We start from the raw sequence: 25,061 nt of genomic DNA on the forward strand, positions 1-25,061 counted from the left end.
AACGCCGGGCCCGGGGACAGCGCGCCATCCGGGCGGCGCGCTGCCCTTCATTGGGCCTTTGCCGTTCGGGCCTCAGCCCTTTGCGAAGGGGTCGACCTGGTCCTGCGCGGCCGGAACGCCGTCCGACGCGCCCTCACCCGTCAGCATGTCGGGATCGACGCCCAGCGCCTCCGCCTGCGCTGCGCGGTCGGCGGCATCGGCCGCCTCCTGACGCTCGCGCCGCAGTTCCTCCAGCATGGCCGCGCGGTCGCTCTCGAATTTCGGATCGCTGATCTCGACGCCCGCCTTCTTCGCCGCTGCCTCGACGAGCACGTCGAGATCGCGCTGCGAACACAGGCCCAGCGCCACAGGGTCCTTCGGAACGATATTGTCCATGTTCCAGTGCGACTTGGTCCGGATCGCCTGAATGGTGTTCTTGGTCGTGCCGATCAGCTTGGCGATCTTCGAATCGGGAATGTCGGGATGATTCTGCACCAGCCAGGCAATGCCCTCCGGCTTGTCCTGACGCTTCGACACGGGCGTGTAGCGCGGCCCCTTCGTCCGGCGCTTCTGGTCAGGCCCCTTGGACAGCTTCGGCGTGTAGTTCTCGTCCGCCTGGGCCTTCTCCAGCTCCTCGCGCGACAGTTCGCCCGCCTCGATGGGGTTTCGCGGAATGTGGCGGTGCTGCGCGGTCTCATCGGCGATGGACTGGATTTCCAGTACGTGCAGGCCGCAGAAATCGGCGATTTGTTCGAACGTCAGCGTCGTGTTCTCGACCAGCCATTCGGCGGTCGCGTTCGGCATGAGCGGATGCCCGTCTGCCATGTTTCGTCTCCCGGATAAAAGAAGGGCCGCCCCTCCCGGGACGGCCTTCGACACCAGCCGATATATGGCAGCGCCCGCCAGTGATCAAGCACGCTGGCGAGGTATCTCTACGCGGCCAGAGGCATTGGGGCCGCAGCCGATCGCCGTTCCGAGGCCGCGAAGCAGGCAAGCGCGCCGCGGAATTCATCCGCCGCCGCCGTCCAGGTAAAGCCACGCCCATAGGCTCGGCAGCGGGCGCGGTCCTTTTGGAGCGCCTCCCGGATCGCGGCGGACAGATCCTCCGACAGGGCGCCGACCTCGCTCGTAACCAGATCGACCGGTCCCTGCACGGGATAGGCCGCAACCGGCGTGCCGCTCGCCAGCGCCTCGATGATGACCATGCCGAACGTGTCGGTGCGACTTGGAAAGACGAAGACGTCCGCATGCGCGTAGGCAGCCGCCAGGTCCTTGCCATGCCGCGCACCCGGGAACCGCGCGTTCGGATAGGCCGCGCTCAGCCCTGCGCGCGCTGGCCCATCGCCGATCAGCACCTTCGTCCCCGCCGTGTCGGCGCGCAGAAACGCCTCCAGATTCTTCTCGACCGCGATGCGTCCGACATACAGCTGGATCGGCCTTGGCAAGCCGGCGAAGTCCGACGGCTCGGGTGGCGGCGAATCCGGAAACGCCGTCAGGTCGACGCCGCGCCCGAACGGCAGCAGCGGCCCGATGCCCTCGCTGGCGAGTTGCACGCGCAGGCTGGGCGTCGCGGCGAGCGTCGCCGCGGCCGGCGCATGAAACCAGCGCTCGAACCGCCAGAAGAGGCGCGGAGAGAGGCCCGTTCGCGCCGCCACATAATCCGGAAACTGCGTGTGATAGGCGGTGGTGAAGGGCAGGTCCCGCCGCAGGCACCAACGCCGGGCGGCAAGGCCGAGCGGCCCCTCCGTCGCGATGTGGATGGCGTCGGGTCGAAAACGCCTGAGACGGGCGCCGACGACGCCCGACCAGGCCAGCGACAGACGGATTTCCGGATAGGACGGACAGGGAAGAGAGGGATAGAGATCCGGCGAGATCACCTCCACCACGTCGCCGCGACGTTCCAGTTCCGCGCGCACCGACTGCAGCGTTCGCACGACCCCGTTCACCTGCGGCGTCCAGGCATCGGTGACGATGGCGATGCGCATTGGCCGCCCCCCTCAGGCGGCCTCGGCCCGAACCAGGGGTACGGGCCTATCCCGCTCGGCCATGATCTCCGCCCAGTTGAGGATTTCCATGCGTCCGTCGAAATGCTCGACCAGCGCGTTGCATCCCTCCACCCAGTCCCCGTCATTATAGTAGGTGACGCCGTCGATCTCGCGCGTTTCGGCGGTGTGGATATGGCCGCAGACGACGCCGTCCAGCCCGCGCACGCGCGCCGCCTTCGCCACCGCCTCCTCAAAGCGGCCGATGAACTCCACCGCGTTCTTGACCTTGTGCTTCGCGTGTTTCGACAGCGACCAATAGGGCAGGCCGAACCGCTGGCGCACCTGATTCACCAGCCAGTTCAGCTTCATCATGGAGATGTAGGCCGCATCGCCGAGGAGCGCGAGCCAGCGGGCGTAGAGGACCACGGCATCGAACTCGTCGCCGTGGCAGATCAGCAGGCGGCGTCCGTCCGCCGTCTCGTGCACCGCCGTGCGCTTGATGGCAATGCCTCCAAAGCTGAGGCCGACGAACTGGCGAAACGCCTCGTCATGATTGCCGGGAATGAAGACGACCTCCGTCCCCCGCTTCGCGCGTTTCAGGAGGCGCCAAACGACATCATTATGCTTTGGCGGCCAGTACCAGCTTTTCCGCAGCCGCCAGCCGTCGATAATGTCGCCGACCAGATACATGCGTTCGCTGTCGGTGCTGTCGAGGAAATCGATCAGCATGTCGGCATTGCAGCCGCGCGTGCCGAGATGAACGTCGGAAATCCAGATCGTGCGGTAGCGCGTCCGCTCCCGGTCGCGGCGTTCCGGCACGGACAGACGAGCATCGCCGCCAGCCAGCATTTGCCGCATGGCCTCGGCGCCCAGCGCGCCCCCGGCCTCGCCGGCGTTCCCCAATTCCGCTGCCTTCGTTTTCCAGCCGAGCATTGCATACCCCCGCTTTCGGTGTCGGGGGCGCATAAAGCGCATCTATGTTACGATTGTGCACCGCAACATAAATCTTCACGAAAACGTCATTGGAACGACACGAAGGGCGGCGGGCGCGATTCGCGCAAAGCCCTATTCGCCGGCAACGACCAGGACGATCTTCCCCACATGCGCGCCGGATTCCATGTACCGGTGCGCCTCGGCCGCTTCCGCGAGCGGGAAGGTCTTGTCGGTCATCGGCTTCAGCGATCCGTCCGCGAAGAGCGGCCAGACCATCTCCGCCAGCGCGTCCGCGACCATGGCCTTGAACTCCGGACCGCGCGGTCTCAGCGTGGATCCGGTCAGCGTCAGACGTTTCTGCATGACCTTCCAAATCGGCACCTCCGCCACCGAACCGCGCTGCACGGCGATGGAGACGTGCCGGCCGCCGACGGCCATGCAATCGACGTTGCGCGCGACATAATCGCCGCCGACCATGTCGAGGACGACATCGACGCCGTCGGGCGCGATTTCCTTGACGGCCTCGGCGAAATCCCGTGCCTTGTAGTTGAGGGCGTGCGACGCACCCGCGCGAAGGGAGGCCTCGCATTTTTCGTCGCTGCCATTGGTCGTGATCGCCGTGATGTCGAAGGCACGGCATAGCTGCGTCGCGGTCGTGCCGATGCCGCTCGTGCCGCCATGGATCAGCGCGATCTCGCCGTCCTTCGCGCCGCCACGCTCGAACAGGTTGGACCAGACGGTGAAGTAGGTTTCCGGCAGGCCGGCGGCATCGATCAGCGAAACACCGTCCGGCACCGGCAGGCAGGAGCCTTCCGGTGCGCAAACATAGTCCGCATAGCCGCCGCCGGGCACCAGAGCGCAAACCCTCTGTCCGGACGACAGATGCTCCGCACCTTCGCCGACTGCGACGACGGTTCCCGACACTTCCAGGCCGGGGATGGACGGCGCGCCAGGCGGCGGCGGATAGGCGCCCTTGCGCTGCATGACATCCGGGCGATTGACGCCGGCGGCGGCAACGCGGATCAGCACCTCTCCCGCGCCAGGCTTCGGAACGGGTCGCTCGGCCAGGCTCAGCACCTCCGGCCCGCCGCTCGCCTCCGGGTCGATGGCCTTCATTCTCGCCGGAATCTCGCTTGTCATGATGCCGCTCCCCTCGCTTCGTGATGCTCCCAACGTCGCCGCTATCCCAGTTGTTTCGTTTAGGGAACAGCATCGCGGCGACTGCCGAGGCTTTCCGGGATGCCAGACTGGCGCTGGACGACCCGCGGACGCGGGGTCTATGATCAGCGTGCGCGATGGATGAAGACGACCTGCCCCGCCCCGGCGATCCGCTGGATACGCTGATGAAGAGCGACCTCGACCGCCTGTCCGTGCACGAGCTCGAAGCCCGCATTCGCATGCTCGAGGCGGAAACGGAGCGGACCCGCGCCAAGCTGGCGGGCGCGAAGGACTTTCGGGCGGGCGCCGACGCGCTGTTCAAAAGCTGAGGCCCATCACAAGTAAGGGTCACTTCCCGCCCTCGGCGCAGCGCATAGTCCGCGATCTTGGGAAGGAGACCAGATGAATTTCGATTTTTCGGACGATGCCCGCGCCTTGCAGGACAGCGCGCGCCGGTTCTTCGACGAGAAGGCCGGGCCGACTGCCGCCCGGCGCGTCATGAACGGCGATGCGCCTTACGATGAAACGCTGTGGCAGGGCGCGGCGGGCCTGGGCCTGACCGGCATCCGTATCCCCGAAGAATTCGGCGGCGTCGGCCTGGGCGCCGAGGAGGCGTGCCTGATGGCGGAGGAGATCGGCCGCAGCCTGGCGCCCGCGCCCCTCATCTCTACCATGCTGTTCACCGAGGCGCTGCTGATCGCCGGCTCGCGGGCGCAGCAGGAACGCTGGTTGCCCGGAATTGCCGACGGATCGATCATCGGCTGCGTCGGCTGGGGGGAGGAAAGGAGCCAGATTCCGACAAGCATGCCGGACACGCGGCTCGGCAAGTCCGGCGTCAATGGCATCAAATGTCCGGTCGCAGACGCCGTCTCCGCTCACGTCGCGGCGATCACCGTGGCGGGCGATGACGGCCCCGCCCTTGCCCTTCTCGATCTTGCGCAGGATGCGGCGGCGGTCGAACCGGTCGAAACGCTCGACCTCGTTCGTCCCCATGCCCGCATTTCCTGCCGCGACGCACAGGCGGAGGCGATGGGCGGAACGGACGCGTTTCAGGATTTCCTCGACCGGGCCGCGGTGCTGCTCTCCTTCGAGGCGATCGGGACGCAGGACGCGGCGATGGCGATGGCCGTCGATTATGCGAAGGAGCGGGTCGCGTTCGGTCAGCGTATCGGCCGCTATCAGGGCGTGAAGCACAAGGCCGCCGACATGTATGTGAAGCAGCAGCTTGCCCGCGCGCATGCGATGCACGGGGCCTGGGCCTTTCAGGCGGGCGCACCGGAACTGCGCCAGGCCGCGGCCGCCGCGCGCACGGCCAGCCTGGACGCGCTGACCTACACGGCAGAGGAAAACGTGCAGATGCACGGCGGCATCGGCTTCACATGGGAATCCGACTGCCAATTCTACTATCGGCGCGCCCGCGCCATTTCGGCGGCTCTCGGCAGTCGGGGCTTCTGGTCCGACCGCCTGGTTCGCGCGCTGGAACAGCGCAACCGCATGGCCGCCTGAGGGAGAACGGGAAGATGGATTTCAACGACAGCCCCGAAGAGGCCGCGATCCGCGAGAAGGTCCGCACCTGGATCGCCGAGAACAGCCGAGAGTATGACGATCTGGCTCCGCCGCGATCGAACGAGGAATTCGTGGCGCGGCAGAAAAGCTGGCAGAAGAAGAAGTACGACGCAGGCTATGCCGGCATCACCTGGCCCAAGAAATTCGGCGGGCAGGGCAAGGGGCCGATGGAATCCATCATCTTCAGCCAGGAGGAGGGCAAGTCGCCCGCGCCGACGGGACTTTACGCCATCGGCCTCGGCATGTGCATTCCCACCGTCTTCACCCATGGCAATCAGGATGTCATCGACCGTTTCGTGCCGAAGGCGCTCTCCGGCGAGGAAATCTGGTGCCAGCTCTTTTCCGAACCGGCCGCCGGCTCCGACCTTGCCGGCATCCGCACGAAGGCGGAACGGGACGGGGGCGACTGGGTCATCAATGGGCAGAAGGTGTGGACCACCAATGCGCATCTTTGCGACTATGGCATCATCGTCACACGCACGGACGCCTCGCAGCCCAAGCACAAGGGCCTCACCATGTTCATCGTGGACATGCACGCGAAGGGCGTGGAGGCACGGCCGCTGAAGCAGATGTCGGGCGGCAGCGACTTTAACGAGGTGTTTTTCGACGATGTCCGCGTGCCGGACAGCTGGCGGCTGGGAGAGGAAGGCGAGGGCTGGAAGGTCGCGCTGACGACGCTGATGAACGAGCGGCTGGCGGTCGGCGGAAAGCCGCGCTACTCGCCCGACTGGCGCGCGCTGATGGACCTTGCGCGCGAGATCGAGACCGCGCTCGGCCCTGCCTCCGAACAGGCCGACGTGCGAGAGGAAATCGCCAAGGCCTATATCAACGATCAGGGTGTGAAACTGACGCAGCAGCGTGCGCTGTCGGCGCTCAGCCAGGGGCGGACGCCCGGGCCTGAACAATCGATCGCCAAGGTCGTGGTCGCCAAGCAGATGCAGGAAATCAGCCGGCTGGCGCTCGACCTGTCGGAAAGCCAGGGATTCGTGAAGGCGCCCCAGGGTTCGGCGCTCGACCGTTTCCAGTCCAGCTATTTCGGGGCGGCGGGCCTCAGGATCGCCGGCGGCACGGACGAGATCCTGCGCAATATCATCGCCGAACGCGTTCTCGGGCTGCCCGGCGACCTACGCCCGCCGAAGGATCAGCCCTTCAACGAAGCAAAGCCGGTCTGAGCGCGCGACAAGTCGCAGAACCCTCAAAAATGAATTAAACATTTTTTAACGGAACCCGAAACGATCCGCGCCGTTCTACAGGCATCGGCATCACCGAGTAGCGTTTAGGTGAGCCAAGAGTATCTAAGCCGGATCCGACCGCCACCCCGCTGGCCGTCGCATCCGGCTTTCCTCGTTTCGGCTGGCGCCTCTCCGCGCGGCGCTCCCTCCGAACCCAAATGCCTGCCGCAGGATCAGCGTGAGGGCCCACCCCCTCAGAGCCATTGCGGCAACGGCCGGGAGACGCCATCTGATGATCATGGACGTAAAGGACGCCATTGCCGCCGCCCCCTACGAAGCCTGCGAGCGGCTTTCCCCGCGGATTCGCAGGGTTCTGGCGCGCAACCCCAGTGCCTTCACCTATCTGGGCACGGGCACGTTCATCGTCGGCTCCGGCACCGTGGCCGTCATCGACCCCGGCCCGGACGAGGATGTCCACCTGGACGCGATCCTCGCCGCCACGCGGGGCGAGGACATCAGCCACATCCTCGTAACCCACACGCACAAGGATCATTCCCCCCTTGCCGGCCGGCTCTCGGAGGTGTCGGGGGCGCAAATCGCCGGCTGCGCCCCGCTCGTCCTCGAAGATTCCGGCCCGCGTTCCGATGCGGCGTTCGATACCAGCTATGCCCCCGACCGGGTTCTGGCGGACGGCGACAGCGTGTCGGGCCCGGACTGGACGCTGACCGCCGTGCATACGCCCGGTCACACGTCGAACCATCTCTGTTTTGCCCTGCCGCAGGAAGAGGCGCTCTTTTCCGGCGACCACATCATGGGCTGGTCCACCACGGTCGTCTCACCGCCCGACGGCGACATGACGGCCTACCTCGCCAGCCTGAAAAAGCTGCAGGCCCGCGAGGACAGGATTTATTATCCCACCCACGGCGCCCCCGTCACCGAACCGAGGAAGCTCGTGCGCGGCTATCTGATCCACCGCAAGCAGCGCGAGAACCAGATCCTGACGTTGCTGGAGGACGGGCCGCAGACGATCGAAACCATGGTGAAGGCCATGTACGCCATGGTGAACAAGGCCCTTCATCCCGCCGCCGGCCGTTCGGTGCTTGCGCATCTGATCGATCTGGAGCGGCGCGGCTCCGTCGTCCGGGCCGACGAAACGCAGTGGCGGAAGGCGGCCTGATGCGGACACTGCTTGCACTCGTTGCCGGGATCGCGCTGGGCATTGGCGGCTTATGGCTGGTGCTGAAGCCCGGCGATCCGCTGGCCCCCGATGTGAACAGCATCGCCGCTGCCAGCCTGAACGCCGTGCAGGCGCAGAACCGCCTGTCGGTTTTTGCCGGCCGCTTCACCGTGGCTGTCACCAGCCGGGCTGAGCGCCTGGGCTTTTCCGCCGAAAAGACGATGATCGTGCCGGCGACGGTGAAATACGAGATCGATTATGCGAAGCTGGGCCCGGACGATATCGCCTGGGACCCGGTGACGAAGAAGATGATCGTCGATCTGCCGCCCATTGAGATTTCGGAGCCGGAGATCGACATGAGCCGCGTGCGCGAATACGGCGCCGGCACGGTCATGCTGACCGTCGGCGGCGCCAACGAGGCGCTGGACCGCGCGAACCGCGCGAAAGTCCGCGGCGCCGTGATGAAGGAGGCGCAGGCCCCCATCATGCTGGACATGGCGCGCCAGTCTGCGCGAGAGGCGGCCGCCCGCAGTTTTCGCCTGCCCCTGCAGGCCGCGGGCGTGTCCGCGACGGTAACCGTACGCTTCCCCGACGAGGCCGGAAGCGCGATGTGATGAGGATGAAGTGGTGAATGCACCGGTAAGGGACAATCTGACGGGCGTCGACCTGAGGGCGGAGATCGATCGCCTGCGCAAGGAGCGCAACGCCGTCATCCTGGCGCATTACTATCAGGACCCGCAGATTCAGGACCTCGCCGATTTCGTCGGCGACAGCCTCGACCTGTCGAAAAAGGCGGCGGAAACCGACGCCGACGTCATCGCCTTTTGCGGCGTGCGCTTCATGGCGGAAACGGCAAAGATCCTGTCACCGGAAAAGACCGTCATCCTGCCCGACATGGACGCCGGCTGCTCGCTGGAGGACAGTTGCCCGCCGGAGCAGTTCCGCCGGTTCCGGGAGGAGAATCCGGACCATATCGCCCTCACCTACATCAATTGCTCGGCGGAGGTGAAGGCGCTCTCCGACATCATCGTGACGAGTTCGTCGGTCGAGAATATCCTCAATCAGCTGCCCAAGGACCAGAAGATCATCTTCGCGCCCGACCGGCATCTCGGCGGCTATTTCAACCGCGTCACGGGTCGCGACATGCTGCTGTGGCCCGGCGCCTGCATCGTGCACGAGGCCTTCAGCGAAAAGGAACTGCTGAAGCTGAAAGCGGAGCATCCGGACGCCCCCGTCGCCGCGCATCCCGAATGCCCGCCGCACATTCTGGACCACGCCGATCATGTGGGTTCCACCAGCTCGATCCTGTCCTACGTGCTGGGTAGCCCGTCCGATAAGGTGATCGTCGCCACGGAGGCGAATATCCTGCACCAGATGGAGAAGGCGGCGCCGCACAAGACCTTCATCGGCGCGCCGGGCGCGGACGGCAATTGCAACTGCAACATGTGCCCGTTCATGGCGATGAACACGATGGAGAAGCTCTATATCGCGCTGCGCGACCTGGAGCCGCGGATCGAACTGCCGGAGGATGTGCGCGTCGCCGCCAAGAGGTCGCTCGACCGAATGCTGGACATGGCGTCCGCCACGGTTGGAAAGGGCGATCTCGGCGCGATCGACGGCGACTGATCCGCTCCGGTCCGCGGCGGCGACTTGCCGGATGCGGGCGCTTTTCCCATAAGGGCGCGCAGTTCGCGTTTTCGTACCTAGGGGGAATTTCCGATCGTCATGCGCCGCCTTCTCGCTGCAATGCTTCTCGTTTCCGGCTGCGCCGGCACTGGTCAGTCCGATCTGGCAGGTGCCGACGCGCCCGATCCCTATCTGTGGCTTGAGGAGGTCGAGGGCGACCGCGCCCTGACGCAGGTCCGCGAGTGGAACGACGAAACCGCGGCCAAGCTGACGGCAACGCCGAGCTTCGAGGATTACAAGCAGCGCGCCTTCGAAATCCTCGCCAATCCGGAACGTATCAGCGTACCCAGCCAGATCCTTGGCGGGCAGGTCACCAATTTCCGCTCGACCGCCGAGAACCCGCAAGGGTTGTGGCGCGTCGCCGCCATCGACGACGTTCTGGCCGGTACGCCCATGTGGCGCACGCTGATCGATCTCGACAAGCTCTCCGCCGAGGAGAACAAGAAATGGGTGTGGAAGGGCGCCAGCTGCCTCGCGCCCGAATATCAGCGCTGCCTGGTGCGCCTGTCGGATGGCGGCAGCGACGCCGGCGTCATTCGCGAATTCGACATGAGCGCCGGCCGCTTCGTCGAGGGCGGCTTCTACGCGCCGACCGCGAAGCACGATTCCGGCTGGGTGAACCGCGACACGGTCCTCCTCTCCAGCGATTTCGGGCCGGGCACGCTGACCGAAAGCGGCTATGGGCGAGAGGTGCATGTCTGGCGCCGGGGAACCGATCCGCAGGCGTCCGACAAGCTGCTGGAGATCGACCCGTCGGAGGTCGGCTTCAGCATCTTCACGCCGTCCACGCGCGGCAAGCGCTATCCGATGGTCCAGCGCAACATCACCTTCTGGGATTCGGAATATTTCCACTACAAGCCGGACGGCACGCTGGCGGCCGTGCCGCTGCCAAAGACGGCGGAGATCGAGGATCTGTTCGCGGGCAAGGCCATCGTGAAGCTGAACGAGGATTGGGGCCAACATAAGGCCGGATCGCTCGTCGCCTACGACCTCGACGCCTTCATCGAGCGCGGCGAATTCGGCGTCGAGCCCGTCTTCACCCCCTCCGGCAGCCAGGCAATCCAGGGTGTCTCGGCCGGCGCGGACCGCCTCTACATCACGCTTCTCGACGATGTCAGCGGCCGCATGTTGGCGCTCGACAGCAGCTGGAACGCGAGCGATGTCGAGGTGCCGGAGAACGGTGTCGTCTCGCTCGCGGCGGCCGGCGGCAAGCAGGACATCGCCTTCTTCACCGCCGAAAGCTTTGCCCAGCCGCCCAAGCTGTTCGCCACCCAGTCCGGCGAAGTACCGGCACTGGTGGAGGCGCGCTCGCCCGTTTTCGATCCGGACAGCATCGATGTGCAGCAGCGCTTCGCCACCTCCTCCGACGGCACGCGCATCCCCTATTTCGTCGTCCGCAAGGCGGGCGCGACGGGTCCGCTGCCCACGATCGTACACGCCTATGGGGGCTTCCGCATTCCGCAGCTGCCGGAATACCTCATCAATCATCCCGCGCGCCTGGGCCCCATGGGTCTGTTCTGGGTCGAGGAGGGCGGCAGCTTCGTCATCGCCAATATTCGCGGCGGCGGCGAGTACGGGCCGGAATGGCACGAGAGCGTCCTCAAGGAAAAACGCCAGCTCGCCTATGACGATTTGCGCGCGGTCGGCGAGGATCTGAAATCCTCCGGCCTTTCCTCCACACTCGCCGCGTCCGGCCGTTCGAACGGCGGGCTTCTGGCCGGCGTCGCCTATACGCAGCAGCCGGACCTGTGGGACGGCATCATCATGGGCGTGCCGCTGTCCGACATGCGCCGCTACAACAAGATGCTGGCCGGCGCGTCGTGGATGGGGGAATATGGCAACCCCGACATTCCCGCCGAATGGGCCTATATCCGCGAATATTCGCCCTATCAGAACCTGGTGCCGGGCAAGGATTATCCGCCCATCATGATCTACACCTCCACGAAGGACGACCGCGTTCATCCGGGCCATGCGCGCAAGATGGCCGCGAAGATGGAGGAGTATGGCTACCCCTTCTACTATTACGAGAATATCGAGGGGGGCCATGCCGGCGCGGCCAATCATGAGGAGGAGGCGTACCGCGCCGCCCTCATCATGGCCTATGCCAATACGGTCCTGAAATAGACGCTCGGAAAGGGTCTCGCCAGCGATGAAGACAGCGGCATGACCCGGCACATGAGCCGTTACGGCGCGAAGCTGATCGATGCTTTCGGTCAGCTTCGCGGCAGTTACGGCTTCGTCCCCGCGCTGATGACCGTGGGTGCGCTGCTTCTGGCGGCGCTGGCGCTGCAGGTGCCCGAGTCCGTCGGCAATGCCGTGGCGGACATCTTCGGCCTGCCGCCCTCGCCGAAGGCGGAATCGATGCGCGATCTCATCGGTCTGATTGCATCCGCCACGATCGGCACGGGCGGCGTCGCCTTTTCCATGATGGTCGCCGCGACAGTCACCGCCGCGACCCAATACGGTCCGCGCCTGCTGACGAACTTCCTGGCGGACCGGGCGACGCAGCTGACGCTGGGCGTGTTCGTGGCGACGTTCGTCTATGCCGTTTTGGTCTACGCTGCCATTCGCGACGACAATGTCCGCAGCTTTGCGGGGCTGATCGCCATGCTTCTCGCACTCGCAAGCGTCGCGGCTCTTGTCTACTTCCTGCACCACGCCCCCGCCACGCTGCGAATCAATCACGCCATTTCCAGCATCGGCGGCACGCTGCTTGCCAATATAGAGACGCGCTTTCCCGCCAATTGCGGCCAGCCGGCGCGCGGAAAGCGCATGGAGCCGCCACCGCAGGGCGAGCCCACGCAGCAGCTTCTGTCGGCAAAGGCGGGCATCCTCTCGATCATCGACGGCGAACGGCTGGCGGAGGAGGCGGCCGCCGCCGGCGTCGTGATCGTTATCCGCACCCGGCCGGGCCAGTTCCTCAGCACCGGACAGGCGATGGCCGACGTCTACGGCCCCATCCTGTCCGACAGGCGTCGCAACGACATGGTCGGGCAGTTCGCCGTGGCAAAGCTGCGCACGCCCAGCCAGGACAATGAATTCCTTGCCGACGAGCTGGTGGAGATCGCTCTTCGCGCATTGTCACCGGGCATCAACGATCCGGTGACGGCCTCGGCCTGCTTCGACTGGCTGGGGGCTTCGCTCGGCCGCATCGCCGGGTCGGAGCCCCCGACCGCCTGGCGCGGTCCGCAGGACCGCAGCGCGCGCATCTATGCGCAGCCGCTCGCCTTCCCCGCCTATCTGGAGCGCACGTTCGGCCGCATCCGGCAGCCGGCGTCGGGCAATGTCCATGCGGCAGAGGCCTTTCTTCGCGGCCTGGCCACCATCGGTGTCGAGGGGCGGGAGAACACCGCCGCCATGCGCCTTGTCGTGGAGCAGGCTCGCGCCCTGCTGGCGCAGGCGGAGCTGGCATTGTCGGGGCCGGACCTCGAATCCGTCCACCTCTATGCCCGCCGCTTCGACGCTGTGCTGGCGGAGCGGCCCGTCGCGCTGGACAAATTCGCGCCGGCCGATGAATGAGGGCTCGATGAGCATGCCCATACCCGGCGATTTCGATGTGGATGCCTTCATCCGCGCCGCCCTGTCCGAAGATGCCGGTGCGGGCGGGGATATCACATCGGCCGCCATCATCCCCGCCGGCGCGCGCTTTACCGGAGAAATGGCCGCGCGCGATGCGCTCGTCGTCTGCGCCCTGCCGCTTGCCGCCGCCTTCTTCCGCACGCTCGATCCGGGTGCCGACATCGACATTCTGACGCCGGAGGGGACGCGGGCGGAACCTGGCACCGTGCTGATGCGGATCGCGGGCGATGCACGCGCGCTGCTGACGGCGGAGCGCCCTGCCCTCAATACCGTGCAGCATCTCGGCGGCATCGCCACCATGGCGCGCCGCTATGTCGACGCGGCCGCCGGCACCGGCGCGGTCATCCTCGATACGCGAAAGACGCATCCCGGCCTGCGCGTGCTGCAAAAATATGCCGTGAAAACCGGCGGGGCCACGAATCACCGCATGCGGCTCGACGACCAGCCGATGATCAAGGACAATCACGTCGCCGTTGCCGGGTCCGTGGAGGAGGCGGTGAGGCGGGCGAAGGTGGCCGGACTGTCCGATATCGTCGTGGAGGTAGACCGGCTCGATCAGATCGAACCAGCGATCGCGGCGGGTGCGGACCGCCTCCTCCTCGACAATATGGGCCCTGCTATGCTGCGGGACGCGGTTGCTATGGTGACCGGCCGCGTTCCGACGGAGGCGTCGGGCGGCGTCAATCTGGAAACCGTGCGGGCCATCGCGGAAAGCGGCGTCGACTATATTTCCGTCGGGCGCATCATTCAGTCCTCACCGGCGGTCGACATCGGCCTTGATTTCGCGCCCGCCTAGCCTGCTCGCGACGGCCCTGGGCGCGGCGCTCCTGCTCGGCGGCTGCGACGGGCTGGACGGTATCGCCGCAAGCGCGGAAACGGCGGAAACGGCAGCGCAATGTTTCGTGCCGCCCGATCTGGCCGTTGCCACGACGGCGACGCCACCCGACCGCACGCCCGATGCCCCCGCAACCGGACATGTGCTCGCCATGAGCTGGTCGCCGGAATTTTGCCGCTTCCGCAGTGATCAGCCTCAACATCGGGGCCAGTGCCAGGATAACCGCTTTGGCCTGATCGTGCATGGGCTGTGGCCGCAGGCCGGTCGCGGACCGCACCCACGCGCCTGCGCCCTGGCACAGCCCGTCCCCGCCCCCGTGTTGACGGCGCACTACTGCATGATACCGTCGGCCGCCCTGATGCAGCATGAATGGGCCGCGCACGGCACCTGCGCCTGGCAGGAACCCGACGCTTATTTCGCCGATGCCGCCGAGCTTTGGGATCGCTATCGCCGGCCCGATCTTTTCCGCCTCAGCCGTCAGGATGGTCTGTCGGCCGGCGATGTGCGATCGGCATTTTCGCGAGCGAACCCAAACGTCGCGGACGCCGCCATCGGTTTGAAGATCAACGCGCGCGGCTGGCTGGAGGAGGTCTATCTCTGCCTCGACCTCGACTATGCGCCCCGGCGCTGCAATGCGCGGGAGGCGGGCCCTTCGGCAGCATCTGGCGCGGGGGATAAGCGGCGCGGCGCGCAGCGTGCCCCCTAAAGCGGTTCGGCGTCGATGATTGCGGTTTCCGGGTGATGCTTGTCGAGATGCTTGCGGACGATCCGCAGGTTCTTCGTGTTGGAACGAAAGAACACATCGGCCGCGTCACCGACGAACGGGATGAACCCCAGAAGCGTGTCGACCACGGTATTCGCGCCCATGCGCGTCAGATGCCATTTGGACATTCCGAGGTTGCGCGCTTCCCAGATCAGGTAACTGGACATGATCCCGGCGATGATATCACCGCCGACGGGGAGCAGGCCGAGAATGGCGTCCAGCCCGATCCGGTTCCCGAGGCCCGGCACCCGGAACGGCAGTTTCACCGACCTTTCAAGAACACCCTCCAGCACCTCGACCCGGCGTCGGACCGCCGCTGGCGAGCGCGCGCCGGTGCCGAGGCGGCGCACAGCCTCCTCGAACACCTGCTGATCGATTCCCGATGGACGCGCCATGCGAGATCAGTTCATGGAAATCCCGCCGCATGCGAGACGGGCGCCCGCATCGCCCGAAGGCTGGCTTTCCAGATCGTCCATGCCGGTATGCAGGATCATAGCCGATCCATCATCGTCCATGACCGGCATTTCGCTTCCATCCAGCGTCACGCCCTCGATGGTTGCGGTGAGCTCGCCCGAGCCGTTCGACCCGATCGTCACATTGCCAAGGTCACCCTTGTGTTGCGGATGCGGCTCGTTTGTGGGGTTCCAGTGACCGCCCGCGCTCGTAAAGTCGGGCGCGGTACAAGTGCCCGTCTGATGGATGTGAAGGCCGTGCGTGCCGCTTGGGACCTCCATCAACTCCGTGGCAACCTCGATTCCGTTCGCATATTCCGTCAGGGTCGCGCGGCCATGGACGGTGCCGTCGGCGCCCTTGAGTTCGGCCATGGCGGTCTTGCCAGTTGCCTCGCCGAGCGCGCCCGCATCCGCGCCCTCGCCGGCGGCACTGCCATTCATGGCCGCGGTGTCTTCGGACATGGCGTCGCCGGCCATGGCACCGGTCATGTCGGTGTCGGACATGCCGCCCTGGGCCATACCCTCGCCCTCCATCGCGCCCGGCTCCATCGTCGTGTCCGCAGCCGGATCCTGCGTGGCGGCATCGTCAGAGCTGTCGGCGCAGGCGGCCAAGGATGCAATGGCACCGGCGGCAAGCAGAATTCCAATTTTACGCATAGTTTCGTCTCCCTTTCGCGCCCCAACGCCCGGCGGTGATTTTGGTTCACCGCCCTTTCCCGGCGACCCCCGCCTAGAGCGCCTTCACGATATCCTCGACCATCTTCTTCGCGTCGGCCAGCAGCATCATCGTATTGTCGCGGAAGAACAGTTCGTTCTCCACGCCCGCATAGCCCGCCCCGCCCATCGACCGCTTGATGAACAGGGTCGTCTTGGCGTTTTCGACATCCAGCACGGGCATGCCGTAGATGGGGGAGGCCTTGTCGGTTTTCGCCGCCGGATTGGTCACGTCGTTCGCGCCGATGACGAAGGCGACGTCCGCCTGTCCGAAATCGCTGTTGATATCCTCCAGCTCGAACACCTTGTCATAGGGCACGTTCGCCTCTGCCAGCAGCACGTTCATATGGCCCGGCATGCGCCCTGCGACGGGGTGGATGGCATAGCGCACGTCGACGCCCTGCTCCTCCAGTTCCTCCGCCATCTCGCGCAGCACGTGCTGCGCCTGCGCCACCGCCATGCCGTAACCGGGGACGATGATGACCTTCTCCGCATTCTTCAGCAAAAAGGCGGCGTCGTCGGCGCTGCCGCGCTTGAACGGCCGGTCGGCGGCGCCGGACTTGTCCGCCCCGCCGCTGCCCGCATCCGAACCGAAACCGCCGGCGATGACGCTGATGAAGCTGCGGTTCATCGCGTGGCACATGATGTAGCTGAGAATGGCGCCGGACGACCCGACCAGCGCGCCGGTGATGATCATGGCCGTGTTCGACAGGGTGAAGCCCATTGCCGCAGCCGCCCAGCCCGAATAGCTGTTCAGCATCGAGACGACGACCGGCATGTCCGCGCCGCCGATGGGGATGATCAGCAGAAATCCGACCAGAAAGGCGAGGGCGGTGACGATCCAGAACATCTGGTTCTCGCCCGGCCCGGCGCTTGCCGACAGGGCGAACAGCGCGGTCAGAACGATGATGCCCAGCAGGATGCCGAAATTGATCAGGTGCCGCGCCGGCAGGATGATCGGTGCGCCCGACATATTGCCGTTCAGCTTTGCAAAGGCGATGACGGAGCCGGAGAAGGTGATGGCGCCGATGGCGGCGCCCAGCACCATTTCCACGCGGCTGACCGCGAAGATATTGCCCGTCTGGTCCAGAATGCCGAAGGCACCGGGATTGAGGAACGCCGCCGCCGCGACCAGAACGGCGGCCAGTCCGACCAGCGAATGAAAGGCCGCCACCAGCTGCGGCATGGCGGTCATGGCGATTCGCCGCGCCGTGGTCAGGCCTATGGCCGCACCAATCCCGATCGCGATCAGGATTTCGGCGAGCGCAAGACCGTCCAGCCCGTCCGCCAGCGTGCCAGCCGCCTCATCATAAAGGGCGGCGCCGGGATAGTGCACGATCAGCGTGGTCGCCACCGCGACCAGCATGCCGATCATGCCATAGCGGTTTCCCTGCCGGCTCGTTTCCGGGCTCGACAGGCCGCGCAGGGCCAGGATGAAGCAGATGCCCGCGGCCAGATAGGCGATCATGGCCCAGGCCGGCGTCGTCGATACATGGTCCATTCTTCGCGCCCTCCCCGGCCGGCCTCAGGCCTTTTTCTCTTTTTTCTTGTACATGGCGAGCATGCGCGCCGTGACGGCGAAGCCGCCGAAGATGTTGACGCTGGCCAGCACCACCGCGATCAGCCCCAGCCATTTGGCCCCCGGTACGCCCGCCGCCGCCGCCGCGATCAAGGCGCCGACGATGATGACGGAGGAAATGGCGTTGGTGACGGCCATCAGCGGCGTGTGAAGCGCGGGCGTCACCGACCAGACGACGTAATACCCCACGAAACAGGCCATCACGAAGATCGACAGGATCGATATGAAGTCCATCTTATTCCTCCCCCTAACTCAGCCGATGCCGAGGATTCGCCCCGCCAGCACCTGCTGCACGCGCGCGGCATCCGCCTTTCGCGACACCTTCACCTCGATCGGTGCGGATCGGCTGGACACCCAGATTTTCAGATCGGCATCCAGATCGAGCGTTCCCGCGCTCTCGACGCTGAACCTGACGATGGAGCGATAGGGCACGGACTGCACATCCACCTTGCTGCCCGTCACACCCTGAACATCGACGAGGACGAACCGGTAGTTCGTCAGGAAGGCGGTATCCCGCACAGTGCGAAAGGCGACCAGCACCTCCTCGCCCTCCACCAGATGCTGGCCGAACCTCTCCATGATCTCGGCCGGTGTCACTTCGTGGGCGCTGAACAGTCCCATCAGGCGTTCAGCCGCTCGTTCGAGACCTTGCCGTCCTTCACCACCGTCACGCCGCGTACGATGTCGTCATCGTCCGGCCAGACGAGGGACTTCGCGTCGCCGTCCCAGAACGCGCTGAGGAAATTCCACAAATTGCGGGCGTAAAGCTGGCTCGACACCTCCGCCAGGGACGCGTTGATGTTGGTCGGCGCCATCAACGTGACGCCGTGCTTCCTTACGGTTTCGCCGGGCACGCAGCCCTCCACATTGCCGCCCTGCGGCGCCGCCAGGTCGACGATGACGCTGCCCGGCTTCATGCTGGCAAGCTGCGCATCGGAAATCAGGCGCGGCGCGGGACGGCCCGGAATCAGCGCGGTGGTGATCACAATGTCCTGCCTGGCGATATGATCGCTGACCAGTTTCGCCTGCGCGGCCTTGTATTCCTCCGACATTTCGCTGGCATAGCCGCCCGTGCCCTCGCCCTCGATGCCCTCCACATCCTTGACGAAGATCGCCTTCGCGCCGAGCGACTCGATCTGTTCCCGCGTCGCCGCGCGCACGTCTGTCGCGGACACCTGCGCACCCAGCCGCCGCCCCGTCGCGATCGCCTGCAGGCCGGCGACGCCGACGCCCATGACGAACAGTTTCGCCGCCGACACCGTACCGGCGGCGGTCATCATCATCGGAAATCCGCGGCCATATTCATGCGCCGCGTCCAGAACGGCACGGTAGCCGGCAAGGTTCGCCTGGCTCGACAGCACGTCCATCGACTGGGCGCGCGTGATGCGCGGCATGAAATCCATCGCCATGGCCGTCAGGCCCGCGTTCGCATAGCCGGACAGCGTGTCCCCGGCCTGAAACGGGTTCAATATGGCGGCAAGAATCGCGCCCGCCTCCGCGCCGGAAAGGCTGGCCGGATCGGGCGCCCGCACGGCCAGAATGATATCCGCGCCCCCGACTGCAGCGGCGCGGGAGGGGGCGATCGTCGCCCCTGCCGCTTCGAAGTCCGCGTCCGGCATGCCGGACGGCGCGCCGGCACCGGCCTCGATGGAGATTTCGGCATCCCAGCCCGCGAACCGCTTCACCGTTTCGGGGCTGGCGGCCACCCGCCGTTCGCCCGCGTCCGTTTCCTTCAGTACCGCGAGCTTCATGCCGTTCTCCCCCTCAGGCTGCGAAGATCGCCAAGCCTAGAAGGACGACGACGACCAGGCCAATCCCGAATTTCAGCAGCTTCATGAAGCCGAAATAGGTCTCGGCGTGGTCCTTCATCGCCTTGTCCGTATAGGGTTTTCTCGTATCCATTCGGTCCTGTCCCTTTTTGACACAATGGTGTAAACCGCTGTTTCCCGCTTCTCTTAACGCATCGGCAGCGCGTGTGAAGCGGGAGAGGTGCCGAGTGGGTCCGGCGCCGAAGGGGGGCGAAGGTTTTGTTAGGCGTACCGTGTTAGGGTCGGGGCTATGGCAAATCATGTTTTGATCGTCGATGACGAACCGGGCCAGCGGCGCCTGGTGCGCCTGATTGCCGAAAAGAACGGCTATCAGGTGCTGGAGGCCGATTCGGGGATCAGCGGCCTCGATCAGCTGACGGAGCATGGCGACGAGATCGGCGCCGTCATCCTGGACCATTCCATGCCGGACATGAGCGGCCTCGACATGCTGCGCCGGCTGCGCATCGACCGGCCGCACCTTCCGGTGGTGATGCTGACGGCGCATTCGTCCGTTCGCATCGCTGTCGAGGCGATGCAGGCGGGCGCGACCGACTTCCTGATCAAGCCGGCAAAGCCCGACAAGCTGATCGCATCCCTGAATGCCGTCATCGCCGGCGCGGGCGGCGAGTTGCAGCCGCTGTCCGAAAAGCTGCCCATGCATGTCGCCTTCGAAAATATCGTCGGCGACGCCCCCGCCTTTCAGGCCGCGCTGGAAATCGCGTCGAAGGCGGCGAAGCGCAATGTTCCCATCCTGATCGAGGGCGAGAGCGGCACCGGCAAGGAGGTGATCGCCGGCGCCATTCACGCGGCCAGCCCCCGGGCGGACAAGCCGCTCGTGATCGTCAATTGCGGCGCGATCCCGGTGAACCTCGTTGAATCCGTGCTGTTCGGGCATGAAAAGGGCGCCTTTACCGGCGCGACGGCAAAGCATATCGGCCGCTTCGAGGAAGCGGATGGCGGGACGCTGTTCCTCGACGAAATCGGCGAACTGCCGCTGGAGGCGCAGGTCAAGCTGCTGCGCGCGCTGCAGACCGGTCAGATCGAACCGGTCGGCGGCCGCGGCCACCGCAAGGTCGACGTGCGTATCGTCGCGGCGACCAATCGGGACCTGAAGCTGGAGGTGGCGGAGGGCCGCTTTCGCGAGGATCTCTACTACCGCCTCGGCGTCGTGCCGCTGACGATCCCGCCGCTGCGCGACCGCCGCACGGACATTCCGGCGCTGGCGCTGCATTTCACCAGCCAGCTGCACGAGGAAGGCGACATTCCCGCGCACGGGATCGATCAGAACGCGCTGCGCCTGCTGACCGCCTATGACTGGCCGGGCAACGTCCGCCAGTTGCAGAACGCCATCTTCCGTGCCGGCGTGCTGTGCGACGGAGAGGTGCTGACGCTGCAGGACTTTCCCGAAATCTCGCGGCAAAGCGGCCGTGTCATATCATTGCGGGAAGAGCCCGGCGCACCAATGCCTGCCCCGACCCCGACAAGCGGCGACGGCAACGCGGAGAGGGCGCATTTCGCGCTCACGCCGGGCGGCCATGTGCGGTCGCTTGCGGAGATCGAGGAGGAGCATATCCGCCTCGCCCTGAAACATTATCGCGGCCGCATGAGCGAGGTTGCTCGTCGGCTGGGGATCGGACGGTCGACTCTCTATCGAAAGCTCGGCGAATACGCCTTGGACGAAAGCGATGGAGCCGAAGACGCGCAGCGGAAAGAGGGCGCCGCCTGACGGGGACGGCGGCCGCGCCTAGGCCGCCCGCCGCGCCTTCAGTCGATAGCCGATCAACGCGTCCCCGTTCATCGCGTTTTCCCAAGAGGCGTCTTCACAGCCGAGCGCGCTCAGGTCTCTTGCCATGTCGGCGCAGTCCTCGGGTGATACGGCCGCATTCAGCAGCGCCTGAAGCCGCCCGCGATGCGCGGCGATTTCGAGGCGCACCTCCTCGGCCTTCTCCTCCAGCGCGGACAGGGGCGCCAGTTGCCGCTTGGTATGGGCATCGATCAGAACGCGGGCGCTGTTCTTCAGCATTTCGGGGTCGGAGGCGGTTTCCAGTCGTTCTCCCGTTCGCTTCAAGGCTGTCTCGAATGCGGTCAGCGCGCTCCGTGCGCGGCGCTCCTCCGCCTCGACAAGGCTCTCCCCCTGCTCCGCCTTTGCCACGGCCCGAAAACAGGCCAGCGCCGCAGCGGGCAATCGCGCATCGTCGAGCAGAAAATCCGCGTCGTCCATCGCCGCCTTGGCCCGCGCGGCGACGGTGCCGTCCGCTGCATGCATGACAAGGGCAATACGCCCGCCCGGACGCAGGACGCGAACCGCCTCCGCCAGGGTCTCGCCGCGCGGTGCATATTCCGCCCCATATTGGCTGACCACAGCATCGAAGCTTTCATCGCCGAACGGCAGGCTCTCGGCCGCGACGCCGCTCCGAAAATCGATGGTCCTGAGCGCATCGGCGTGACGGCTGACATAGGCGGCGGGGTCGATGGCCGCCTTGTCGATGCCGGTGATGGCAAAGCGGCGCCCATCCTCAGCCGCTGTCTCCGCGGCGATCAGCGCAAGTGCACCGTTGCCGGTGCACAGATCCAGGATGGCGGCGCCGTCCTGACATTTCGCGAAGAATGCCTTCCAAGGCGCTGCGACGGGCTCGCTATAGTTCGCCCGGCCCTCATCGAAGCAGGACGCGATACGGTCATAGTGCCAATAGCGATCCCAGACCCAGCCGTCCGCGCGCTCCGGCACTCACTCGGCCGCCTCGGCAAGGTCCGGTTCGCTCCAGACGAGGCGCGGCTTTCGCGCCGCCTGCGTCTCGTCCAGGCGGCGCAGCGGCGCGTAGAAGGGGGCGCCCTTGAACCGGTCGGTTTCGCCGGCCTTCGCAGCCTCGGCGAGGGCGCGGACCGCACCGATGAACTGGTCCAGATCCGCCTTCGATTCGGTCTCGGTCGGCTCGATCAGCATCGCGCCCTCGACCACTAGCGGGAAATACATGGTCATCGGATGATAGCCCTCGTCGATCAGCGCCTTCGCGACATCCAGGGTTGATAGCGAGGTGCCCGCCATCCATTTGTCGCTGAACAGCGCCTCGTGCATGCAAGGACCGCTTGCCGCGAAGGGCGCCGACAGCACGTCCTCCAGCCGGCGCAGCACGTAGTTCGCGTTAAGGACGGCATCCTCCGCCACCTGCGCCAGACCGTCGGCGCCATGCGATTTCATATAGGCGAGCGCACGCACGAACATGCCCATCTGGCCATGGAAGGCGACCATGCGGCCGAAGCTGTCGCCGTGGCTGCGTCCCTCCGCAACCGCCTCTTCCTCGACCAGCTCGTACCCGTCCGCGCCCTTCCGCACGAAGGGAAGCGGCGCGTAGGGAGCGAGGCGCTCCGAATAGACGACTGGCCCCGACCCCGGTCCGCCGCCGCCATGGGGCGTGGAGAAGGTCTTGTGCAGGTTGATGTGCATCGCATCGACCCCCAGGTCTCCGGGGCGCACCTTGCCGACGATGGCGTTGAAATTGGCGCCGTCGCAATAGACATATGCACCCGCCTCGTGCACCGCGGCGCAGATTTCGATCATGTCGCGCTCGAACAGGCCGCACGTATTCGGATTGGTGATCATCACGCCCGCGACGTCAGGGCCCAGCCGTTCCTTCAGCGCCGCCAGGTCGACGCGCCCCTCCGCCGTCGCGGGAATCGGCGCGACCTCATAGCCGCAAAAGGCTGCCGTCGCGGGGTTCGTGCCATGCGCCGATTCGGGCACCAGCACCACCTTGCGCGGATCGCCGTTCGCCTCGTGCGCCGCGCGAATGGCGAGCATGCCGCACAGCTCGCCATGGGCGCCCGCCTTCGGGCTCATCGCCACTTCGGGCATGCCGCACAGCGTCTTCAGCCAGTCCGCCAGCTCGTCGATCAGCTCCAGCGCGCCCTGCACCGTCGGAATAGGCTGCAATGGGTGGATGTCGGCAAAGCCCGGCAGCCGCGCGACCTTCTCGTTCAACCGCGGATTGTGCTTCATGGTGCAGCTGCCCAGGGGAAACAGTCCCATGTCGATGGCGTAGTTCATGCGCGACAGGCGCGTGAAATGCCGCATGGTTTCCGGCTCCGACAGGCCGGGCAAATCGATGGCGCCGTCCCGTTCAAGTCCGCCAAGGCGCGCGCCGGTCAAATCGGCTTTCGGCAGATCGACGCCCGTGCGGTCGCTCGCGCCGATCTCGAAAATCAGCGCCTCGTCCAGTTGCAGCGCGCGGTTGCCGGTAAAGGTCTGCGGCGCGCCCTCTATGGCTGCGCCGACGGTTTCGCGGCCTTCCCTGTTCATCCCGCTCATTTTGCGGCTCCTTCATAGGCGGCGACCAGCGCCTCGATATCCTCGTCCGTCGCGGTCTCCGTCACCGCCACGGTGACGCAGCCGGCAAGCGCCTCATGCTCCGGGTACAGGCGTCCCAGCGAAACGCCGCCCAGAACGCCGCCTTCCGCCATCCTGCGGATCAGCGGCCGGCTGTCCGCCTCCAGCTTGACAGTGAACTCGTTGAAGAACGCCCTGTTCAGCAGCGTCACGCCGGGCAGCGCCGCCAGCCGGTCCGCCACCTCGCAGGCGCGCCGATGGTTGAGCGCGGCCAGCCGGCGCATTCCCTCCTCGCCCAACAGCGTCATGTGCACAGTAAAGGCCAGCGCCATCAGCCCGCTGTTGGTGCAGATGTTGGATGTCGCCTTTTCGCGCCGGATATGCTGCTCGCGCGTCGACAGGGTCAGGACGAAGCCGCGCCTCCCCTCCGCATCGACCGTCTCCCCGCACAGCCGGCCCGGCATCTGCCGCACATGTTTCTGGTTGCACGCGAACAGGCCCAGATAGGGGCCGCCGAAATTCAGGCCGCCGCCGATGGACTGCCCCTCGCCCACGACGATGTCGGCGCCCATCTCGCCCGGCGATTTCATGGCACCCAACGACACGATTTCCGTCACCACCGCGATCAGCAGTGCGCCCTTCTCGTGACAGGCATCGGCAAGGTCCGACAGGTCCGCGACATGGCCGAACAGGTTGGGGTTCTGCACGACGACGCAGCTCGTCTCCTCGTCGATCGCGGCGATCAGCGCCGCCAGATCGTCGCCCGGCGCGCCGTCCGTCAGCACCGGATCGTGCAGGTCGATCTCGTCGTCGGTGAAATGCGTCAGCGTCTTCGCGACGGAGGCGTAATGCGGATGCAGGCCGCCCGACAGAATGGCCTTTTTCCGCCGCGTCACGCGCCGCGCCATGAAGATCGCCTCGACGCAGGACGTGGAGCCATCGTACATGGAGGCGTTCGCCACATCCATGCCGGTCAGGCGCGCAACCTGCGTCTGGAATTCGAACAGATATTGCAGCGTCCCTTGCGCGATTTCCGGCTGATAGGGGGTGTAGCTGGTCAGGAACTCGCCGCGCTGGATGACATAGTCGACCGTCGCGGGCACATGATGCTTGTACGCGCCGCAGCCCAGGAAGAACGGCGCCTGCCCGGCCGCAAGGTTCTTCGCCGCCAGCCGCGACAGGTCGCGTTCCACGGCCATCTCGCTGGCATGCAGCGGCAGCCCCTCGATAGGGCCGGACAGGCGCGCTGCGGCGGGGACGTCGGGGAACAAATCGTCGATACCGTCCGCGCCGACCGCGTCCAGCATGGCGCGGCGGTCGTCGGTCGTCAGGGGCAGGTAACGCAAGAGCC

The 25,061-nt window shown here is 66.0% G+C and carries 25 protein-coding genes; 11 read left to right on the forward strand and 14 right to left on the reverse strand.

Translation table 11 applies throughout. The features are described 5' to 3' along the window. Positions 1 to 72: 72 nt before the first annotated feature. The 4 genes from C725_RS02945 to C725_RS02960 form a co-directional block, all read right to left on the reverse strand. Entirely contained in the window at positions 73 to 804 is a 732-nt protein-coding gene (locus tag C725_RS02945) for a cell cycle transcriptional regulator TrcR (RefSeq protein WP_008600055.1), read from the reverse strand. Positions 805 to 911: 107 nt separating this feature from the next. Further along, the gene (locus tag C725_RS02950; RefSeq protein ID WP_008600056.1) at positions 912 to 1,964 is read right to left on the reverse strand and encodes a glycosyltransferase family 4 protein; all 1,053 of its coding nucleotides are present in this window, start codon (positions 1,962 to 1,964) and stop codon (positions 912 to 914) included. Positions 1,965 to 1,976: 12 nt separating this feature from the next. Beyond that, positions 1,977 to 2,813, reverse strand: a complete 837-nt coding sequence (locus C725_RS02955) for a UDP-2,3-diacylglucosamine diphosphatase (RefSeq protein ID WP_243442695.1) — start codon at positions 2,811 to 2,813, stop codon at positions 1,977 to 1,979. Between the two features lie 216 nt (positions 2,814 to 3,029). Then, a complete protein-coding gene (locus C725_RS02960) occupies positions 3,030 to 4,037 on the reverse strand; it encodes an NAD(P)H-quinone oxidoreductase (RefSeq protein ID WP_008600058.1) in 1,008 nt (335 codons plus the stop codon). Between the two features lie 155 nt (positions 4,038 to 4,192). On the opposite strand from C725_RS02960, the gene C725_RS02965 reads away from it, so the two are divergent. The 10 genes from C725_RS02965 to C725_RS03010 all read left to right on the forward strand — a co-directional run bounded on the left by C725_RS02965 (position 4,193) and on the right by C725_RS03010 (position 14,776). After that, entirely contained in the window at positions 4,193 to 4,384 is a 192-nt protein-coding gene (locus C725_RS02965) for a DUF1192 domain-containing protein (protein WP_008600059.1), read from the forward strand. Between the two features lie 73 nt (positions 4,385 to 4,457). Beyond that, positions 4,458 to 5,561, forward strand: a complete 1,104-nt coding sequence (locus C725_RS02970) for an acyl-CoA dehydrogenase family protein (protein WP_008600060.1) — start codon at positions 4,458 to 4,460, stop codon at positions 5,559 to 5,561. Between the two features lie 14 nt (positions 5,562 to 5,575). Beyond that, positions 5,576 to 6,793 carry an acyl-CoA dehydrogenase family protein gene (locus C725_RS02975; RefSeq protein WP_008600061.1) on the forward strand — a complete coding sequence of 406 codons (1,218 nt, stop codon included), beginning with the start codon at positions 5,576 to 5,578 and terminating at the stop codon, positions 6,791 to 6,793. A gap of 292 nt (positions 6,794 to 7,085) precedes the next feature. Beyond that, positions 7,086 to 7,970, forward strand: coding sequence for an MBL fold metallo-hydrolase (locus tag C725_RS02980; RefSeq protein ID WP_008600062.1), 885 nt, complete (start codon positions 7,086 to 7,088; stop codon positions 7,968 to 7,970). Further along, entirely contained in the window at positions 7,970 to 8,584 is a 615-nt protein-coding gene (locus tag C725_RS02985; protein WP_008600064.1) for a DUF4230 domain-containing protein, read from the forward strand. Before C725_RS02980 ends, C725_RS02985 begins: the two co-directional genes overlap by 1 nt. 13 nt (positions 8,585 to 8,597) lie before the next feature. Beyond that, entirely contained in the window at positions 8,598 to 9,596 is a 999-nt protein-coding gene (gene nadA, locus C725_RS02990; protein WP_038281537.1) for a quinolinate synthase NadA, read from the forward strand. 99 nt (positions 9,597 to 9,695) lie between these two features. Then, on the forward strand, positions 9,696 to 11,780 hold the full coding sequence (locus C725_RS02995) for a prolyl oligopeptidase family serine peptidase (RefSeq protein WP_008600067.1): 2,085 nt from the start codon (positions 9,696 to 9,698) through the stop codon (positions 11,778 to 11,780). Between the two features lie 39 nt (positions 11,781 to 11,819). Continuing rightward, a complete protein-coding gene (locus C725_RS03000) occupies positions 11,820 to 13,175 on the forward strand; it encodes a DUF2254 domain-containing protein (RefSeq protein WP_008600069.1) in 1,356 nt (451 codons plus the stop codon). A 7-nt stretch (positions 13,176 to 13,182) separates the two neighbouring features. Then, complete coding sequence (nadC, locus tag C725_RS03005) at positions 13,183 to 14,031, forward strand: carboxylating nicotinate-nucleotide diphosphorylase (protein WP_038281540.1); 849 nt, start codon at positions 13,183 to 13,185, stop codon at positions 14,029 to 14,031. Continuing rightward, a complete protein-coding gene (locus C725_RS03010) occupies positions 14,012 to 14,776 on the forward strand; it encodes a ribonuclease T2 family protein (protein ID WP_008600071.1) in 765 nt (254 codons plus the stop codon). Before nadC ends, C725_RS03010 begins: the two co-directional genes overlap by 20 nt. On the opposite strand, the gene C725_RS03015 is transcribed toward C725_RS03010, so the two are convergent. From C725_RS03015 to C725_RS16345, 7 genes are all read right to left on the reverse strand, one after another. Beyond that, positions 14,773 to 15,228, reverse strand: a complete 456-nt coding sequence (locus C725_RS03015; RefSeq protein WP_008600072.1) for a DUF4112 domain-containing protein — start codon at positions 15,226 to 15,228, stop codon at positions 14,773 to 14,775. The genes C725_RS03010 and C725_RS03015 overlap by 4 nt on opposite strands. A gap of 6 nt (positions 15,229 to 15,234) precedes the next feature. After that, positions 15,235 to 15,942 carry a superoxide dismutase family protein gene (locus C725_RS03020; protein ID WP_008600073.1) on the reverse strand — a complete coding sequence of 236 codons (708 nt, stop codon included), beginning with the start codon at positions 15,940 to 15,942 and terminating at the stop codon, positions 15,235 to 15,237. Between the two features lie 73 nt (positions 15,943 to 16,015). Then, the gene (locus tag C725_RS03025) at positions 16,016 to 17,500 is read right to left on the reverse strand and encodes an NAD(P)(+) transhydrogenase (Re/Si-specific) subunit beta (protein WP_008600074.1); all 1,485 of its coding nucleotides are present in this window, start codon (positions 17,498 to 17,500) and stop codon (positions 16,016 to 16,018) included. 24 nt (positions 17,501 to 17,524) lie between these two features. Further along, positions 17,525 to 17,812: an NAD(P) transhydrogenase subunit alpha part 2 gene (locus C725_RS03030; RefSeq protein WP_008600075.1), complete on the reverse strand. Its 288-nt coding sequence runs from the start codon at positions 17,810 to 17,812 to the stop codon at positions 17,525 to 17,527. Positions 17,813 to 17,830: 18 nt separating this feature from the next. Beyond that, a complete protein-coding gene (locus tag C725_RS03035) occupies positions 17,831 to 18,199 on the reverse strand; it encodes a PH domain-containing protein (protein ID WP_008600076.1) in 369 nt (122 codons plus the stop codon). Next, a complete protein-coding gene (locus tag C725_RS03040) occupies positions 18,199 to 19,329 on the reverse strand; it encodes a Re/Si-specific NAD(P)(+) transhydrogenase subunit alpha (protein ID WP_008600077.1) in 1,131 nt (376 codons plus the stop codon). The genes C725_RS03035 and C725_RS03040 overlap by 1 nt, the downstream gene beginning before the upstream one ends. Positions 19,330 to 19,342: 13 nt before the next feature. After that, positions 19,343 to 19,480 carry an aa3-type cytochrome c oxidase subunit IV gene (locus C725_RS16345; protein ID WP_008600078.1) on the reverse strand — a complete coding sequence of 46 codons (138 nt, stop codon included), beginning with the start codon at positions 19,478 to 19,480 and terminating at the stop codon, positions 19,343 to 19,345. A 156-nt stretch (positions 19,481 to 19,636) separates the two neighbouring features. Here C725_RS16345 and C725_RS03045 point away from each other — a divergent pair, with 156 nt between their 5' ends. Continuing rightward, entirely contained in the window at positions 19,637 to 21,112 is a 1,476-nt protein-coding gene (locus tag C725_RS03045; protein WP_008600079.1) for a sigma-54-dependent transcriptional regulator, read from the forward strand. An 18-nt stretch (positions 21,113 to 21,130) separates the two neighbouring features. Here C725_RS03045 and C725_RS15175 read toward each other — a convergent pair whose 3' ends face one another. From C725_RS15175 to gcvPA, 3 genes are read right to left on the reverse strand one after another with little or no spacing between them, the layout of a single operon-like run. Then, positions 21,131 to 22,114: a class I SAM-dependent methyltransferase gene (locus C725_RS15175; RefSeq protein WP_008600081.1), complete on the reverse strand. Its 984-nt coding sequence runs from the start codon at positions 22,112 to 22,114 to the stop codon at positions 21,131 to 21,133. Continuing rightward, entirely contained in the window at positions 22,115 to 23,692 is a 1,578-nt protein-coding gene (gene gcvPB / locus C725_RS03055; RefSeq protein WP_008600083.1) for an aminomethyl-transferring glycine dehydrogenase subunit GcvPB, read from the reverse strand. Next, positions 23,689 to 25,056 carry an aminomethyl-transferring glycine dehydrogenase subunit GcvPA gene (gcvPA, locus tag C725_RS03060; RefSeq protein ID WP_008600084.1) on the reverse strand — a complete coding sequence of 456 codons (1,368 nt, stop codon included), beginning with the start codon at positions 25,054 to 25,056 and terminating at the stop codon, positions 23,689 to 23,691. Before gcvPA ends, gcvPB begins: the two co-directional genes overlap by 4 nt. Between the last annotated feature and the right edge of the window lie 5 nt (positions 25,057 to 25,061).

This window comes from Pacificimonas flava (genome assembly GCF_000342165.1).
Classification (GTDB): Bacteria; Pseudomonadota; Alphaproteobacteria; order Sphingomonadales; family Sphingomonadaceae; genus Pacificimonas; species Pacificimonas flava.

Bases quoted from the DNA above. Each gene is read 5' to 3' on its own strand.
- C725_RS02945 (WP_008600055.1), bottom strand. From the start codon at position 804: ATGGCAGACGGGCATCCGCTCATGCCGAACGCGACCGCCGAATGGCTG.
- C725_RS02950 (WP_008600056.1), bottom strand. From the start codon at position 1,964: ATGCGCATCGCCATCGTCACCGATGCCTGGACGCCGCAGGTGAACGGG.
- C725_RS02955 (WP_243442695.1), bottom strand. From the start codon at position 2,813: ATGCTGGCTGGCGGCGATGCTCGTCTGTCCGTGCCGGAACGCCGCGAC.
- C725_RS02960 (WP_008600058.1), bottom strand. From the start codon at position 4,037: ATGACAAGCGAGATTCCGGCGAGAATGAAGGCCATCGACCCGGAGGCG.
- C725_RS02965 (WP_008600059.1), top strand. From the start codon at position 4,193: ATGGATGAAGACGACCTGCCCCGCCCCGGCGATCCGCTGGATACGCTG.
- C725_RS02970 (WP_008600060.1), top strand. From the start codon at position 4,458: ATGAATTTCGATTTTTCGGACGATGCCCGCGCCTTGCAGGACAGCGCG.
- C725_RS02975 (WP_008600061.1), top strand. From the start codon at position 5,576: ATGGATTTCAACGACAGCCCCGAAGAGGCCGCGATCCGCGAGAAGGTC.
- C725_RS02980 (WP_008600062.1), top strand. From the start codon at position 7,086: ATGATCATGGACGTAAAGGACGCCATTGCCGCCGCCCCCTACGAAGCC.
- C725_RS02985 (WP_008600064.1), top strand. From the start codon at position 7,970: ATGCGGACACTGCTTGCACTCGTTGCCGGGATCGCGCTGGGCATTGGC.
- C725_RS02995 (WP_008600067.1), top strand. From the start codon at position 9,696: ATGCGCCGCCTTCTCGCTGCAATGCTTCTCGTTTCCGGCTGCGCCGGC.
- C725_RS03000 (WP_008600069.1), top strand. From the start codon at position 11,820: ATGACCCGGCACATGAGCCGTTACGGCGCGAAGCTGATCGATGCTTTC.
- nadC (WP_038281540.1), top strand. From the start codon at position 13,183: ATGAGCATGCCCATACCCGGCGATTTCGATGTGGATGCCTTCATCCGC.
- C725_RS03015 (WP_008600072.1), bottom strand. From the start codon at position 15,228: ATGGCGCGTCCATCGGGAATCGATCAGCAGGTGTTCGAGGAGGCTGTG.
- C725_RS03020 (WP_008600073.1), bottom strand. From the start codon at position 15,942: ATGCGTAAAATTGGAATTCTGCTTGCCGCCGGTGCCATTGCATCCTTG.
- C725_RS03025 (WP_008600074.1), bottom strand. From the start codon at position 17,500: ATGGACCATGTATCGACGACGCCGGCCTGGGCCATGATCGCCTATCTG.
- C725_RS03030 (WP_008600075.1), bottom strand. From the start codon at position 17,812: ATGGACTTCATATCGATCCTGTCGATCTTCGTGATGGCCTGTTTCGTG.
- C725_RS03035 (WP_008600076.1), bottom strand. From the start codon at position 18,199: ATGGGACTGTTCAGCGCCCACGAAGTGACACCGGCCGAGATCATGGAG.
- C725_RS03040 (WP_008600077.1), bottom strand. From the start codon at position 19,329: ATGAAGCTCGCGGTACTGAAGGAAACGGACGCGGGCGAACGGCGGGTG.
- C725_RS16345 (WP_008600078.1), bottom strand. From the start codon at position 19,480: ATGGATACGAGAAAACCCTATACGGACAAGGCGATGAAGGACCACGCC.
- C725_RS03045 (WP_008600079.1), top strand. From the start codon at position 19,637: ATGGCAAATCATGTTTTGATCGTCGATGACGAACCGGGCCAGCGGCGC.
- gcvPB (WP_008600083.1), bottom strand. From the start codon at position 23,692: ATGAGCGGGATGAACAGGGAAGGCCGCGAAACCGTCGGCGCAGCCATA.